Source organism: Streptomyces sp. NPDC026092 (genome assembly GCF_040638605.1).
Taxonomy (GTDB): domain Bacteria; phylum Actinomycetota; class Actinomycetes; order Streptomycetales; family Streptomycetaceae; genus Streptomyces.
This window is the reverse complement of record NZ_JBEZYN010000001.1, coordinates 35,597-50,459: the sequence shown is the minus strand read 5'-3', so window position 1 is coordinate 50,459 and position 14,863 is coordinate 35,597. Positions and strand designations below refer to the sequence as shown.

General features: G+C 69.9%; 13 protein-coding genes and 1 pseudogene. 8 read left to right on the top strand and 6 right to left on the bottom strand.

What is annotated here, in order from left to right; translation table 11 throughout:
• Positions 1-91: 91 nt before the first annotated feature.
• The 8 genes and pseudogenes from AB0F56_RS00220 to pssA all read left to right on the top strand — a co-directional run bounded on the left by AB0F56_RS00220 (position 92) and on the right by pssA (position 9,230).
• A complete protein-coding gene (locus AB0F56_RS00220) occupies positions 92-943 on the top strand; it encodes a TetR family transcriptional regulator (protein ID WP_362002391.1) in 852 nt (283 codons plus the stop codon).
• A gap of 382 nt (positions 944-1,325) precedes the next feature.
• On the top strand, positions 1,326-2,663 hold the full coding sequence (gene ccrA, locus AB0F56_RS00215; RefSeq protein WP_362002389.1) for a crotonyl-CoA carboxylase/reductase: 1,338 nt from the start codon (positions 1,326-1,328) through the stop codon (positions 2,661-2,663).
• A 149-nt stretch (positions 2,664-2,812) separates the two neighbouring features.
• Positions 2,813-4,831, top strand: a pseudogene (locus AB0F56_RS00210) (protein meaA); the annotation flags it as partial.
• Positions 4,828-5,802, top strand: coding sequence for a CoA ester lyase (locus tag AB0F56_RS00205; RefSeq protein ID WP_362002387.1), 975 nt, complete (start codon positions 4,828-4,830; stop codon positions 5,800-5,802). The pseudogene AB0F56_RS00210 and the gene AB0F56_RS00205, both read left to right, overlap by 4 nt.
• A 5-nt stretch (positions 5,803-5,807) precedes the next feature.
• On the top strand, positions 5,808-6,332 hold the full coding sequence (locus AB0F56_RS00200) for a MaoC family dehydratase (RefSeq protein WP_030320137.1): 525 nt from the start codon (positions 5,808-5,810) through the stop codon (positions 6,330-6,332).
• Positions 6,333-6,334: 2 nt separating this feature from the next.
• A complete protein-coding gene (locus tag AB0F56_RS00195; protein WP_189834655.1) occupies positions 6,335-7,540 on the top strand; it encodes an acyl-CoA dehydrogenase family protein in 1,206 nt (401 codons plus the stop codon).
• Positions 7,541-7,708: 168 nt separating this feature from the next.
• A complete protein-coding gene (locus AB0F56_RS00190; RefSeq protein ID WP_362002386.1) occupies positions 7,709-8,365 on the top strand; it encodes a phosphatidylserine decarboxylase in 657 nt (218 codons plus the stop codon).
• Positions 8,358-9,230 (top strand): CDP-diacylglycerol--serine O-phosphatidyltransferase, encoded by an 873-nt coding sequence (gene pssA / locus AB0F56_RS00185; RefSeq protein WP_362003178.1) that lies wholly within the window; start codon positions 8,358-8,360, stop codon positions 9,228-9,230. Before AB0F56_RS00190 ends, pssA begins: the two co-directional genes overlap by 8 nt.
• A 75-nt stretch (positions 9,231-9,305) precedes the next feature.
• Here pssA and AB0F56_RS00180 read toward each other — a convergent pair whose 3' ends face one another.
• The 6 genes from AB0F56_RS00180 to AB0F56_RS00155 form a co-directional block, all read right to left on the bottom strand.
• Positions 9,306-9,848, bottom strand: a complete 543-nt coding sequence (locus AB0F56_RS00180) for a GNAT family N-acetyltransferase (RefSeq protein WP_362002385.1) — start codon at positions 9,846-9,848, stop codon at positions 9,306-9,308.
• 92 nt (positions 9,849-9,940) lie between these two features.
• A complete protein-coding gene (locus AB0F56_RS00175; protein ID WP_362002383.1) occupies positions 9,941-11,215 on the bottom strand; it encodes an ABC transporter substrate-binding protein in 1,275 nt (424 codons plus the stop codon).
• Positions 11,212-12,321 (bottom strand): branched-chain amino acid ABC transporter permease, encoded by a 1,110-nt coding sequence (locus tag AB0F56_RS00170; protein WP_362002381.1) that lies wholly within the window; start codon positions 12,319-12,321, stop codon positions 11,212-11,214. The genes AB0F56_RS00175 and AB0F56_RS00170 overlap by 4 nt, the downstream gene beginning before the upstream one ends.
• Positions 12,314-13,204: a branched-chain amino acid ABC transporter permease gene (locus tag AB0F56_RS00165; RefSeq protein WP_362002379.1), complete on the bottom strand. Its 891-nt coding sequence runs from the start codon at positions 13,202-13,204 to the stop codon at positions 12,314-12,316. The genes AB0F56_RS00170 and AB0F56_RS00165 overlap by 8 nt, the downstream gene beginning before the upstream one ends.
• Complete coding sequence (locus AB0F56_RS00160) at positions 13,201-14,019, bottom strand: ABC transporter ATP-binding protein (protein ID WP_362002377.1); 819 nt, start codon at positions 14,017-14,019, stop codon at positions 13,201-13,203. Before AB0F56_RS00160 ends, AB0F56_RS00165 begins: the two co-directional genes overlap by 4 nt.
• A complete protein-coding gene (locus AB0F56_RS00155) occupies positions 14,016-14,840 on the bottom strand; it encodes an ABC transporter ATP-binding protein (protein WP_362002376.1) in 825 nt (274 codons plus the stop codon). Before AB0F56_RS00155 ends, AB0F56_RS00160 begins: the two co-directional genes overlap by 4 nt.
• Between the last annotated feature and the right edge of the window lie 23 nt (positions 14,841-14,863).

Genomic DNA, 14,863 nt, shown 5'->3' with positions numbered 1-14,863 from the left:
CCCCGGGAGTGCCTCCGGCACCCCGGGCACGGGCCCTGGCGACCCTCCCCCACCTGGGCACACTCCCGCACTGATGCAGTACGTTCAGGACATGTCCAAGGCCGCGAAGTCACCCCGTGCCACGTCCCTGTCCACCGCCGACACGGAGAGCGCGGCGGGCACCCGTGCGGCCGCGCAGCGCCTGAAGATGCGCCGTGAGCTGGCGGCCGCGGCGATGGAGCTCTTCGCGACCAAGGGGTACGAGGCCACGACGGTCGACGAGATCGCGGCGGCGGCCGGGGTCGCCCGCCGGACGTTCTTCCGCCACTTCCGGTCCAAGGAAGAGGCGATCTTCCCGGACCACGACGACACCCTGGTGCGGGCGGAGGCGGTGCTGAACGCCGCGCCGCCGCACGAGCACCCGCTGGACACCGTCTGCCGGGGCATCAAGGAAGTCATGAAGATGTACGCGGGGTCCCCGGCGGTCTCCGTGGAGCGCTACCGGCTCACCCGCGAGGTACCCACCCTGCGGGAGCGTGAGATCGCCTCGGTGGCCCGCTACGAGCGGCTGTTCACCCGCTATCTGCTCGGCCACTTCGACGAGCGGGACCACCACGACGGCAACGACGACCCGCTGCTCGCCGAGGTGGCCGCCTCCGCGGTCGTCACGGCCCACAACCACGTGCTGCGCCGCTGGCTGCGGGCGGGCGGCCAGGGCGACGTGGAGGCCCAGCTGGACCACGCCTTCGCGATCGTCCGGGAGACCTTCGGCTCCGGCATAGGCGCCCGGCCGGCGTCGGCCACGCAGGGCGGCTCACAGACGCCGGCAACGGCGTCGGGTCCGGCGTCCGGTCCGGCCGCGGCGACGGTGACCGGCGAGGGCGACGTGGTGATCGCCGTGGCCCGCACGGGCGCATCCCTCGACGAGGTCATGCGGACCATCCAGCAGGCCCTGAAGGGCTGAGACAGCAGCAGTCACGGCGAAGGCCGCCCCCGACCACGGGGGGCGGCCTTCGCCGTTTTCGTACCGATTACGGGCCCACTTCGATCGATCATCGCTCATGTGTGACCAGCAGATTGCATATGAGTGAAATTGTTGGCACGCAGTGCCTTGTCAGGTGACACGCGGTGCCATACGTTGATGGTGTCCGGGCGGCCGGCGCGCAGAGATCTCCTCGTGCGCCGGCTGTCCCCACAAGCGATCGTGATTGTGCGCCCGGACGCCTGCGTCACAGGCAACGTCAGCGCCCACCAGGCGCGACCCACCGCACCACCCCCGCCGAACCGACGGCACACCTCCACCGCAGTAACTCCCCTGACGTTCACCGCTCCGCCGGAGGCACCCCGTGAAGGACATCCTGGACGCGATCCAGTCCCCGGACTCCACGTCCTCGGACTTCGCCCACATCAAGCTCCCCGAGTCGTACCGCGCCGTGACCGTCCACAAGGACGAGACGGAGATCTTCGCCGGCCTCGAGAGCCGCGAGAAGGACCCGCGCAAGTCGCTCCACCTGGACGACGTGCCGCTCCCCGAGCTCGGCCCGGGCGAGGCCCTGGTCGCCGTCATGGCCAGCTCCGTGAACTACAACTCGGTCTGGACCTCGATCTTCGAGCCGGTGTCGACCTTCGGCTTCCTGGAGCGCTACGGCAGGCTCAGCGAGCTCAGCAAGCGCCACGACCTGCCGTACCACATCATCGGCTCCGACCTCGCGGGCGTCGTGCTGCGCACCGGCCCCGGCGTGAACTCGTGGAAGCCGGGCGACGAGGTCGTCGCGCACTGCCTCTCGGTCGAGCTGGAGTCCTCGGACGGCCACAACGACACGATGCTCGACCCCGAGCAGCGCATCTGGGGCTTCGAGACCAACTTCGGCGGGCTCGCGGAGATCGCGCTCGTCAAGTCCAACCAGCTGATGCCGAAGCCCGGCCACCTGAGCTGGGAGGAGGCCGCCTCCCCCGGCCTGGTCAACTCCACCGCGTACCGCCAGCTGGTCTCCCGCAACGGCGCCGGCATGAAGCAGGGCGACAACGTCCTGATCTGGGGCGCGAGCGGCGGACTCGGTTCGTACGCCACCCAGTTCGCCCTGGCCGGCGGCGCCAACCCGATCTGTGTCGTCTCCTCCCCCGAGAAGGCCGACATCTGCCGGGCGATGGGCGCGGAGGCGGTCATCGACCGCAACGCCGAGGGCTACAAGTTCTGGAAGGACGAGCACACCCAGGACCCCAAGGAGTGGAAGCGCTTCGGCAAGCGCATCCGCGAGCTGACCGGCGGCGAGGACATCGACATCGTCTTCGAGCACCCCGGCCGCGAGACCTTCGGCGCGAGCGTCTACGTCACCCGCAAGGGCGGCACCATCACCACGTGCGCCTCGACCTCGGGCTACATGCACGAGTACGACAACCGCTACCTGTGGATGTCGCTGAAGCGCATCATCGGCTCCCACTTCGCCAACTACCGCGAGGCCTGGGAGGCCAACCGGCTGATCGCGAAGGGCAAGATCCACCCGACGCTCTCCAAGGTCTACTCCCTGGAGGAGACCGGCCAGGCGGCCTACGACGTCCACCGCAACCTCCACCAGGGCAAGGTCGGCGTCCTCGCGCTCGCCCCCCAGGAGGGCCTCGGCGTCCGCGACCCGGAGATGCGCGCGAAGCACATCGACGCCATCAACCGCTTCCGCAACATCTGAGAAAGCGGGACACGTCCATGACAGAGCGTCAGACTGCGCCTGCGGCTGAGGGCGCGCCGGAGTCGAAAGAGACGAAGGCAAGGGAGCGCAGCGACCGCGGGCCGAGGAACGTCGACGCCGGCTCTGAGCGCCCTCAGCCGCAGGCGCGTAGGGAAAGGGACCGGCCGTGGCTCATGCGGACCTACGCCGGCCACTCGACCGCCGAGGCGTCCAACGAGCTGTACCGCCGCAACCTGGCCAAGGGTCAGACCGGTCTCTCGGTCGCGTTCGACCTGCCCACGCAGACCGGCTACGACCCCGACCACATCCTCGCCCGCGGCGAGGTCGGCCGGGTCGGGGTCCCGGTCTCACACCTCGGTGACATGCGCCGGCTGTTCCAGGACATCCCCCTGGAGCAGATGAACACCTCGATGACCATCAACGCCACGGCGATGTGGCTGCTGGCGCTCTACCAGGTGGTCGCCGAGGAGCAGGGCGCGGACGTCACCAAGCTCCAGGGCACCACCCAGAACGACATCGTGAAGGAGTACCTGTCGCGCGGGACGCACGTCTTCCCGCCCGGCCCCTCCCTCCGCCTCACGACGGACATGATCACCTACACGGTGAACCACATCCCGAAGTGGAACCCGATCAACATCTGCAGCTACCACCTGCAGGAGGCGGGGGCCACTCCGGTCCAGGAGATCTCGTACGCGATGTCCACCGCGATCGCGGTGCTCGACGCGGTCCGGGACTCCGGTCAGGTCCCCGCCGACCGCTTCGGCGAAGTGGTCGCCCGCATCTCGTTCTTCGTGAACGCGGGCGTCCGCTTCATCGAGGAGATGTGCAAGATGCGCGCCTTCGGCCGCATCTGGGACAAGGTCACGCGTGAGCGGTACGGCATCGAGAACGAGAAGCAGCGCCGGTTCCGCTACGGCGTCCAGGTCAACTCGCTCGGCCTGACCGAGGCGCAGCCGGAGAACAACGTCCAGCGGATCGTCCTGGAGATGCTGGCCGTCACCCTCTCCAAGGACGCACGCGCGCGTGCCGTCCAGCTGCCCGCCTGGAACGAGGCCCTCGGGCTCCCCCGCCCGTGGGACCAGCAGTGGTCGCTCCGTATCCAGCAGGTGCTCGCCCACGAGTCCGACCTGCTGGAGTACGAGGACATCTTCGCCGGCTCGCACGTGATCGAGGCCAAGGTCGACTCGCTCGTCGAGGAGTGCCTGGCGGAGATCGACCGGATCCAGGCCATGGGCGGTGCGATGGCCGCCGTCGAGTCCGGCTACCTGAAGTCGCAGCTGGTCTCCTCGCACGCCGAGCGGCGGGCGCGGATCGAGGCCGGCGACGAGAAGATCATCGGCGTCAACATCTTCCAGTCGACCGAGGAGAACCCGCTCACCGCGGACCTCGACACGGCGATCATGTCGGTCGACCCGGCGAACGAGGCCAAGGTCGTCGCCTCCCTCCGGCACTGGCGCGACACCCGCTACCAGCCGCCGTTCAACCACCCGCGGCCCTGCAAGGCGCTGGAGCGCCTGAAGGAGGCCGCCAAGGGCTCCGCGAACCTCATGGAGGCCACGCTGGAGTGCGCCCGCGCCGGGGTCACCACGGGCGAGTGGGCCGGGGCGCTGCGCGAGGTGTTCGGCGAGTACCGCGCCCCCACGGGCGTCTCCTCCGCCCCGGTGGCGGTGACGGCCGAGGAGGGCACGCCGCTGGCTCTCGTACGGGAGAAGGTGGCGAAGACGGCCGCGGAGCTCGGCTCCGGACGGCTGCGGCTCCTGGTCGGCAAGCCGGGCCTCGACGGACACTCCAACGGGGCCGAGCAGATCGCCGTACGCGCGCGTGACGCCGGTTTCGAGGTGGTCTACCAGGGGATCCGGCTGACGCCCGAGCAGATCGTGAACGCGGCCCTCGCCGAGGACGTGCACTGCGTCGGCCTCTCGATCCTCTCCGGCTCGCACGCCGAGCTGGTCCCCGACGTCCTGGACCGCCTCCGCGAGGCGGGCGCGCACGACGTCCCGGTCATCGTCGGCGGGATCATCCCGAACGCCGACGCCGCAGAACTGAAGCGGGCGGGTGTGGCCGCCGTCTTCACCCCGAAGGACTTCGGCATCACCGAGATCATCGGCCGTATCGTCGACGAGATCCGGAAAGCGAACAAGCTCGACCCCCTGGAGGTCCCCGCATGACCAGCCCCGCTTCCCCCGTGAACCGGCTGCGCCCCCGCCGCTCCTGCCTGGCGGTCCCCGGCTCCAACCCGCGCTTCCTGGAGAAGGCCCAGGGGCTCCCCGCCGACCAGGTCTTCCTCGACCTGGAGGACGCCTGCGCGCCGCTCGCCAAGCCCGAGGCCCGGCACACCATCGTCAAGTTCCTCAACGAGGGCGACTGGACCGGCAAGACGCGCGTCGTGCGGGTCAACGACTGGACGACCCACTGGACGTACCGGGACGTCGTCACCGTCGTCGAGGGCGCCGGCCAGAACCTCGACTGCATCATGCTGCCGAAGGTCCAGGACGCCCAGCAGATCGTGGCGCTCGACCTGCTGCTCACGCAGATCGAGAAGACGATGGGCTTCGAGGTCGGCAAGATCGGCATCGAGGCGCAGATCGAGAACGCCCAGGGTCTGAACAACGTCAACGCCATCGCGCAGGCCTCGCCGCGCGTGGAGACGATCATCTTCGGCCCGGCCGACTTCATGGCCTCCATCAACATGAAGTCCCTGGTCGTCGGCGAGCAGCCGCCCGGCTACCCGGCGGACGCCTACCACCACATCCTGATGAGCATCCTGATGGCCGCCCGCGCCAACAACCTCCAGGCGATCGACGGCCCGTACCTGCAGATCCGCAACCAGGAGGGCTACAAGGCGGTCGCCCAGCGCGCCGCGGCCCTCGGCTTCGACGGCAAGTGGGTGCTGCACCCGGACCAGGTCGCCGCCGCGAACGAGATCTTCTCGCCCTCGCAGGAGGACTACGACCACGCCGAGCTGATCCTGGACGCGTACGACTACTACACCTCCGAGGCCGGCGGCAAGAAGGGCTCGGCCATGCTCGGCGACGAGATGATCGACGAGGCCTCCCGCAAGATGGCCCTGGTCATCTCCGGCAAGGGCCGCGCCGCCGGCATGCAGCGCACCAGCAAGTTCGAGATCCCGGAGGCCTGAGTCCCATGCAGTTCGGCCGTACCTACGAAGAGTTCGAAGTCGGCGCCGTCTACAAGCACTGGCCCGGGAAGACGGTCACCGAGTACGACGACCACCTCTTCTGTCTGCTGACGATGAACCACCATCCGCTGCACATGGATGTGAACTACGCCGAGAACACGACGGACTTCGGCAAGAACGTCGTCGTCGGCAACTACATCTACTCGCTGCTGCTCGGCATGTCCGTGCCGGACGTCTCGGGCAAGGCGATCGCCAACCTGGAGATCGAGTCGCTGCGCCACGTGGCCCCGACCTTCCACGGCGACACCATCTACGGCGAGACCACGGTCCTCGACAAGACCCCGTCGAAGTCGAAGAACGACCGCGGGATCGTCTACGTGGAGACCAAGGGCTACAAGCAGGACGGCACCCTGGTGTGCGTCTTCCGCCGCAAGGTGATGGTCCCCACCGAGACGTACATCAAGGAGCGCGGCGGCGAGCAGCCCGGCCGCCCCGAGCTCATCGAGCCCGCGAAGAAGACGGAGAAGTAGCCATGGCCCGACTCGCCCAGACCGCCGGGCTCACGGACGTCCAGCAGGAGATCCTCAAGACCGTCCGGGAGTTCGTCGACAAGGAGATCATCCCGGTCGCGACCGAGCTGGAGCACCGCGACGAGTACCCGCAGCAGATCGTGGACGGGCTCAAGGAGCTCGGCCTCTTCGGTCTGATGATCCCCGAGGAGTACGGGGGCCTGGGCGAGTCGCTGCTCACCTACGCGCTGTGCGTGGAGGAGATCGCCCGTGGCTGGATGTCGGTCTCCGGCATCATCAACACGCACTTCATCGTCGCGTACATGCTCAAGCAGCACGGCACCCAGGAGCAGAAGGACTACTTCCTTCCGCGCATGGCGGCCGGCGAGACGCGTGGCGCGTTCTCGATGTCGGAGCCGGGCCTCGGCTCGGATGTGTCGGCCATCACGTCCAAGGCCGTCAAGGACGGCGACGAGTACGTCCTCAACGGCCAGAAGATGTGGCTGACGAACGGCGGAACGTCAACCTTGGTCGCCGTTCTCGTCCGAAGTGACGAAGGACACCCCGAGGGTACGGCGCCCCACAAGTCGATGACGACCTTCCTCGTCGAGAAGGAGTCCGGCTTCGGAGAGGTCCGCCCCGGCCTCACCATCCCGGGGAAGATCGACAAGATGGGTTACAAGGGCGTCGACACGACCGAACTCATCATGGACGGACTGCGCATTCCGGCCAATCGGGTCCTCGGCGGGGTCACCGGCCGAGGGTTTTACCAAATGATGGACGGCGTGGAGGTCGGCCGCGTGAATGTCGCGGCCCGTGGCTGCGGTGTCGCGCAGCGTGCCTTCGAGCTGGGTGTCTCGTATGCCCAGCAACGTCACACTTTCGGCAAGGCGATCGCCCAGCACCAGGCGATTCAGTTCAAGCTCGCCGAGATGGCTACCAAGGTCGAGGCCGCTCATGCGATGATGGTGAACGCAGCACGCAAAAAGGACTCCGGGGAACGAAACGACCTCGAAGCGGGGATGGCGAAGTACCTCGCCTCCGAATACTGCAAGGAAGTCGTCGAGGACGCCTTCCGTATCCACGGTGGGTACGGGTTCTCGAAGGAGTACGAGATCGAGCGCCTCTACCGTGAGGCGCCGATGCTGCTCATCGGTGAAGGTACCGCCGAGATCCAGAAAATGATCATCGGTCGTAGGCTCCTCGAGGAGTACCGGTTCCAGGGTTGATTGTCGCCTTTGAGTCGGTTCGGCCGCGAAGAAGATCACACCCCGTGTTCGTCTTCCGGCCGCCGACTCGGCTTCTGGCTTACCCAGTTGCGGCCCGCAACCGATAGCATCGTTTGAAAGCCGCCGTCCCCGTTGCCAGTGCGGCATCATCCGCTACGAAGGTCATCCATGCCCCACAGCCAAACCTCTGCACCTCGCGACAGCCTCTCCGGCGTACGCATCGCACGCGGAGCATCGCCGTGGCTTCTGCCGACCGTCGCCACCGCGGCGCTGAGCCTCGCGCGTGCGCGCAAGTCCCGGCGTGCCGCGGCCATCGCCGTGCCCACCACCGCGCTCGCGGCGGGCATGCTGTGGTTCTTCCGCGACCCCGAGCGCGAGATCGCGCAGGGCCGGGTCATCTCCCCCGCCGACGGTGTGGTGCAGAGCATCATGCCGTGGAAGGACGGACGCACCCGGGTCGCCATCTTCATGAGCCCGCTGAACGTCCACGTCAACCGCGCACCGCTGGCCGGCACGGTGACGTCCGTGGAGCACATCCCCGGCGGGTTCGTCCCGGCGTTCAACAAGGAGAGCGAGAACAACGAGCGCGTTGTCTGGCACTTCGACACCGAGCTCGGTGACATCGAGATGGTGCAGATCGCCGGTGCCGTCGCTCGGCGCATCGTGCCGTACATCCCCCAGGGGACGAAGGTCGAGCAGGGCGAGCGCATCGGTCTGATCCGCTTCGGGTCGCGCGTTGACATCTACCTTCCGGAAGGTGTCGACGTCGCCGTCGAGGTCGGTCAGACCACGACCGCGGGGGTGACTCGCATTGACCGTGATTGATCCCGACACCCGGGCCGCCGACTGGGCCGACGCCGAGGAGGCCGAGGAGTCGGAGGAGATGCCGCTGTCGCTGAGGCTGTCCATAGCGGACGCCCTCACGCTCGGTAACGCCACGTGTGGATTCATGGCGGTGTACTTCACCACCACCGGAATCCTCATCCCGCACCTCACGGGCAGCACGGAGACCGGCATGGCGCGCAACAGCGCCGCCACCGCCGTGATCCTCATGCTGGCCGCGGCGATCTTCGACCTCTTCGACGGCATCGTGGCGCGCAAGCTGCGCTCGTCGCCGATGGGCGCGGAGCTCGACAACCTGTCGGACCTCATCAGCTTCGGTCTGGCCCCGGCCTACTTCGTACTCGTGTACGGCATGGTCGCGGTCCCGGACGGGGCTCAGCAGAAGGTCTCGGCGGTGGCCGCGGTCGCGGTGCTGCTGGCGGTGGTGCTGAGGCTCGCGAGATTCTCGTGCGTGACGATGAAGGACGGCATGTTCCAGGGCATGCCGAGCCCCTTCGGCGCGCTGACGGTCGTCTCGATCGTGCTCCTCGAGCTGCCGTTCGTCCCGACGCTGCTCGCGATCATCGGTGTCGCCTGGCTGATGGTGAGCCGGGTCGAGTACCCGAAGCCGCGGGGCATCCTCGCGGTGGCGATGCTCAGCTGGATCGTGGGTGCGATGGGCATGCTGGCGGCCTGGGCGTTCGACGCCCCGGGCGGGCAGCTGCTGCTCCAGACCGGCTGCGCGCTGCAGGTGGTCCTGGGCGCCGTGATCCCCCTCTTCGCGACCGCCCGGCGTGTGAACACCTTCCGTGACAACCGCCGCGAGAGCCGCGAGGCCCGCCAGGCGGAGGCCGCGCAGGTGCCGTAGGCAAGCAGGTGTACGTGTACGACGAAGGGCCCGGAGACGTGGTCTCCGGGCCCTTCGTCGTGTCCGCTGTCCGCTTCATGTCAGGCGCTTGTAGTAGAGCGTGGTGGGGCGGAGGGTGCCCGTGGGGTCGGCGGCGTAGTCAGGGATCGTGCCGGCCGGGGTCCAGTCCGCCTTGCGGTAGAGCGCCTCGGCGGGGCTGTCGGTCTGGGTGTCGAGGACCAGGAGCGTGAGGCCCTCGCGGGCCGCGTGGGCCTCCGCCGCGGCGAGGAGGCGGGCGCCCAGGCCGCGGCCGCGCGCGGCGCGGTGGACGATCAGCCGGGCGATCTCGCCGCGGTGGCGGCCGTTCGGCTTGTCGGTCCGGGCGAGGGTGACCGCGCCGAGTACCTCGCCGTCCGGGGCGTGGGCCGCCCAGACGTCGCGTACGCCCCGCTCCGCCTCGTCGGCGACGCCCTGCCAGTACCCGGCCGCCTCGGTGGGGTCCAGGGGCGTCAGGAAGCCCAGGGAGGCTCCGCCGTCGACCGCGTCGACGAGGAGGGCGGCGAGGCCGTCCTGGGCGTGGGCGCGGATCCGGGCGGGGTCGAGGCGGTCGACCGTGGTCGCGGGGGTGTGGGTGTTCATGGGGCCGAGCCTCACACGGGTCTGTTTCGTGGAGGTGACGCGCCGGAGCCCCGCCGCGCGGGGGCGGGGCGGGGCGATCGGGGCGGTGGGGGTCAGCCGGCCTTGGGGGTGAACTCCTTCGCCGTGTCGGAGACGAAGGGCTCGCGGACCGTACGCATGCCGCCGGGGACGGTCTTGTCGGGCTGGATGATGACCGACTCGCGGGAGGACGGGGCCTTCGGGTCGCTGAAGTCGTGCTTCATGCCGAAGCCGAGGTCGACGTCCTTCAGGGTGAGCAGCGCCTTGTCGATGCCCTCGCGGGTGAGGTCCTTGGAGGCGCAGGCCTTCTTCAGGGCCTCGCCGAAGACGCTCGCGGCCGTCCAGCCGGCGACGATGCCGTTGTCGAGGCTGTCGCTCGGGTACGCGGCCTTGTAGTCGGCGACGAGCTTCTTCGCCGCCTCCGTGTCCGCGCCGATCGGCAGGCTCGGCGAGGCGAACCAGTACATCTTCTCCAGGGCCGGACCCGCCTGGGTGCCGAGCAGCTGCGGGGCGAAGGCCGAGTTGTTGCCGATCACCGGCACCTGGAGCTTGGTCGCCGCCGCGACACCGACCAGGGAGGCGGCCTGGCGCGGGCCCGCGCTGATCACGATCCCCTTGACGCCCGCCTGCTTGAGCGCGGCGACCTGCGCCGACATGTCGTTGTCGGTGGGCTTGATCTTCTGCTCGACGACGGTCAGGCCCGCCTTCTCGGCCGCGTACTTCGAGCCCGCGAGCGCGTTCTCGCCGTAGTCGCCCTCGAAGTAGACGTGGCCGAGCTTGTCGCCCGCCTTGAGGCCCTTCTCCTTCACCAGGAAGTCGACGGCGTTGATCGTCTCGATGTCGTACGTCGAGCCCAGGACGCGGATGTACGGGGAGCCGAGCAGCGAGGCGGACCAGGCCTGGGGCAGCACGAGCCCCTTGTCCTGGCCGTCGACGCGCTGCTTGACCGCCGCGACGAACGGCGAGCCGATGAACTGGGCGTAGCCGACCACCTTCGGCTCCAGCTCGGTGTAGGCGGAGAGCGCCTTCTGCGGGTCGTAGCCGTGGTCGCGGACCGTCAGCTCCAGCTGCCGGCCGCAGATCCCGCCGGCCGCGTTGACCTGCTTCACGTACAGTTGCTGGGCCTGCGTGACGCTCTTGCCGAGCGTGGCGTACACGCCGGTCATGTCGGTGAGCGCGCCGAGCGTGATCGTCTTGTTGGTGACGCCCGTGCCGGTCTTCACCCCGCCGGCGCCGGTGCCCTTGTCCTCGCCGGTCTTGGCCTTGGAGCTGCAGCCGGCGGCGGTCAGGGCGACGAGGGTGGCGAGCGCGACGGCCAGGGTTCTGGACGCCAGTCGTCGGTGGGTCATCGTTCCTCCCCAGAGGAGTGCGAGGTCGAGGGTTGGGTGGATCGCTTGGGTTTCCGGGCGGCCAGCCGGACCAGGCCTCCGGGCAGGAAGAGCACCACCGCGACGACGGCGGCGCCGTAGAGGTAGCGGGCGGCCTCCCCCGGTGCGATCCCGCCCGTCCCGGGGGCGGAGACCAGGGGCAGCGCGTCGCTGTACCGGTTGAGGAGCTGCGGCAGCAGGGAGACGAAGACGCCTCCGACCACCGCGCCGGCGACCGAGCCGAGACCGCCGATGACGATCATGGCCAGGTATTCGAGGGAGAGCAGCATGCCGAAGTACTCCGGCACGGTGCGCTGGAAGACCAGCGCGAGGAGAACGCCCGCCAGACCCGCGTACATGGACGACAGGACGAAGACGGCGGCGCGGTAGCGGGCCACGGGGATGCCCATGACGCCCGCGGCGATCCGGTGGTCCCGGATGGCGTTCATGGCGCGGCCGGGGCGGCCGCGCAGGACCCCGCGGGCGAAGAGGGCGCCCGCGAGGAGGAGGACGAGGCCGAGGTACCAGAGCTTCTCGGCGGAGCCGAACGGCACCTGGGCGACGAGCAGCTCGCTGTCGTCGAAGGTGATCCCGAAGAGGCTCAGCGGGGGCACCGCGCGGCCGTTGAAGCCGCCGGTGAGGTCGTGGGCGTTGAAGAGGACGTGCTGGCCGATGAAGATCAGCGCGAGGGTGGCGATGCCGAGGTACGCGCCCCTCAGCCGGCCGGCGATCGGGCTGAACACGCCGCCCGCGAGGCCCGCGAGGACGACCGCGAGGACGGCGGCGAGCCAGCCCGGCAGGCCGAGCCCGGTGAGCCCGTCCGCCCCGTCGCCGGCGAAGGCGCAGTAGCCGTACGCGCCGACGGCGAGGAAGAAGGCGTGGCCCATGGAGAGCTGGCCGGTGGCGCCGGTCAGCAGGTTGATGCCGATGGCGCCGATCGCGGCGGCCATGGCGAAGAGCCCGGCCTGGAGCCAGAAGCGGTCCAGGTAGAAGGGGAACGCGGCGAGGACGAGGCCGGCGGCGGCCCACCCGTAGACGCGGGGCCGGGCGAGCGCGGCGAAGGAGCGGGGTGCGAGGGTCTCAGACACGGGCCAGCTCCTTCGTACCGAAGAGTCCGGCCGGACGGATCAGCAGCACCGCGACCATCACCAGGTACGGGGCGAGGTCGCCGATGCCCCGGCCGAGGAAGGTCAGATCGCCCTGGTAGCCGGTGGCGAGGGATTCGGTGACGCCGACCAGGAGGCCGCCGACGAGAGCGCCGGTGGTGGAGTCGAGGCCGCCGAGGATGGCGGCGGGGAAGGCCTTCATCGCGGCGAAGGAGGTGGAGCGCTCCAGGCCGGGGGTGGGGAAGACGGTGAGGAAGAGCGCGGCGACGGCGGCGAGTCCGCCGGCCACCGCCCAGGCGCCGAGCGAGACGCGGCCGAGCCGGATGCCCATCAGGGCGGCGGTCTCCTGGTTCTCGGCGGCGGCGCGCATGGCGACGCCCCAGGAGGTGTACCGGAAGGCGAGCAGGAACGCGGTGATGAGCAGGCCCGCGAGGAGGAAGGCTGCGATCCGGGTCTGCGCGAGAGTGATCGAGCCGACGGTGACGACGGCGTCACCCCACGGGTCGCCGAGCGACAGGATGTCCGTACCGATGCGGCGGGTCAGCTCGGTGGCGAGCAGGATGTCGACGCCGATGGTGACGATGGCGAGGACGCTGTGGTCGGAGCCGCGGTAGCGGCGCATCACGAGGAACTCGACGGCGGCGCCGACTGCCGCCGCTCCCCCGATACCGACGGCGAGGGCGGGCCAGAAGCCGATGTCGTCGTGGAGAACGGCCGTGAAGTACCCGCCGGCGAGGAGCAGCGAGGCGTGGGCGAAGTTAACGACCTCGGTGGCGCGGAAGATCACCACGAAGCCGAGGGCGATGAGGGCGTAGATCGAGCCCAACGAGACGCCGTTGAGCAGGAGTTCGGCGAAGGTGGTCACTCGGCGGTCTCCTCTCCGAGATAGGCGCGGACGACCGCCGGGTCGTTCTGTACGTCGCCGGGGGCGCCGTCGGCGATCCGGCGGCCGAAGTCGAGGACGGTGACGGCGTCGGCGAGCCGCATCACCACCCCCATGTCGTGCTCGACGAGGACGATGGAGATCCCGAGGCTGTCCCGGACACCCGCGATGACGGCAGCGGTACGGCGCCGCTCGTCGGCGGTCATGCCTGCCACGGGTTCGTCGAGGAGGAGCAGCTGGGGCTCCATGCAGAGGGCACGCGCGAGTTCGGCCAGCTTCTGCTGCCCGTACGGAAGCGAGCCCGCGGGCTGCTGGAGCTGCTTCTCCAGGCCGACGAAGGCAGCGATCTCGCGGACGCGGGCCCGGTGGCGGACGTCCTCGCGGGCGGCGGACGGCAGCCGGAGCCCGGCGGCGACGAAGCCGGTCCGGGTGAGCCGGTGCCGGCCGAGCATCAGGCTGTCCTCGACGGTGGCGCGGGGCGGCAGCGCGAGGTTCTGGAAGATCCGGGCGACGCCGAGCTCGGCGATCTTGTGCGGGGGCAGGGCGGTCAGCTCGTGCGTGCCGAAGCGGACGCTGCCGGAGGTCGCCCGGTAGACCCCGGAGAGCACGTTGAAGCAGGTGGACTTGCCGGCGCCGTTGGGGCCGATGACGGCGTGGACGGTACCGGGGCGGACGGTGAAGGAGACGGCGTCGAGGGCGGTGAGCCCGGCGAAGCGGACGGTGAGGTCGCGGACTTCGAGGGCCTCGGGGGCGGCGGGGGCCTCGGGACGCTCGGGGTGCTCGGCTGTGGGGGTCATCGCTTCGTGGCCTCCTGCCAGCGGGAGAGCACCGGGTGGACGGTGGCGGCGGTCGCCGCGTCGGCGGCGGCGTCCTCGTCCACCACGCCCAGGTAGCGGCGGCGGACCTCGTCGGAGGCGGCGAGTTCGGCGGCCGGTCCCGAGAGGGTGACCTCGCCGACCTCCAGGACGTACGCCCGGGTGGCGAGCCGCAGCGCGAGCGCCGCGTTCTGTTCGACGAGGAGCACGGCGGTGCCCTGGGCGTTGATCTCGCGGATCGTGTCGGCGATCCGGGCGGCCATCAGCGGGGCGAGGCCGAGCGAGGGCTCGTCCAGGAGCAGCAGCTTCGGCGAGGCCATCAGGGCCCGGCCGACGGCGAGCATCTGCTGCTCGCCGCCGGAGAGGAGCCCGGCGCGCTGGTGGGCGCGCTCGGCGAGGACGGGAAAGAGCTCGTGGACCCGTTTCAGGGCCGTCGCCTTCGCCGCGCGGTCGCCGCTCGCGCCGAGCGCCCCGGCGCGCAGATTGTCCTCGACGGTCATCCGCGCGAAGACCTGCCGCCCTTCCGGCACCTGGGAGACCCCGGCGGCGACGACCCGGTCGGGGGCGAGCCCGCCGATCGGGCGGCCGCCGAAGGTCACGGTGCCGGAGGTAACGGCTCCGCCGTGGAACGACAGTGTGCGCGAGACGGCTCGCAGCAGCGTGGACTTGCCCGCTCCGTTGCCGCCGAGGACGGTGACGACTCCGCCCTCCGGCACGGTGAGCGACACCTGCCTCAGCGCACGTACCGGTCCGTATCCCGCCGACAGGTCCGCTACCTCGAGGGCGAGTGCGGTCCCTCCCATGGCTCCCCTTCCGTGGCCCGTTC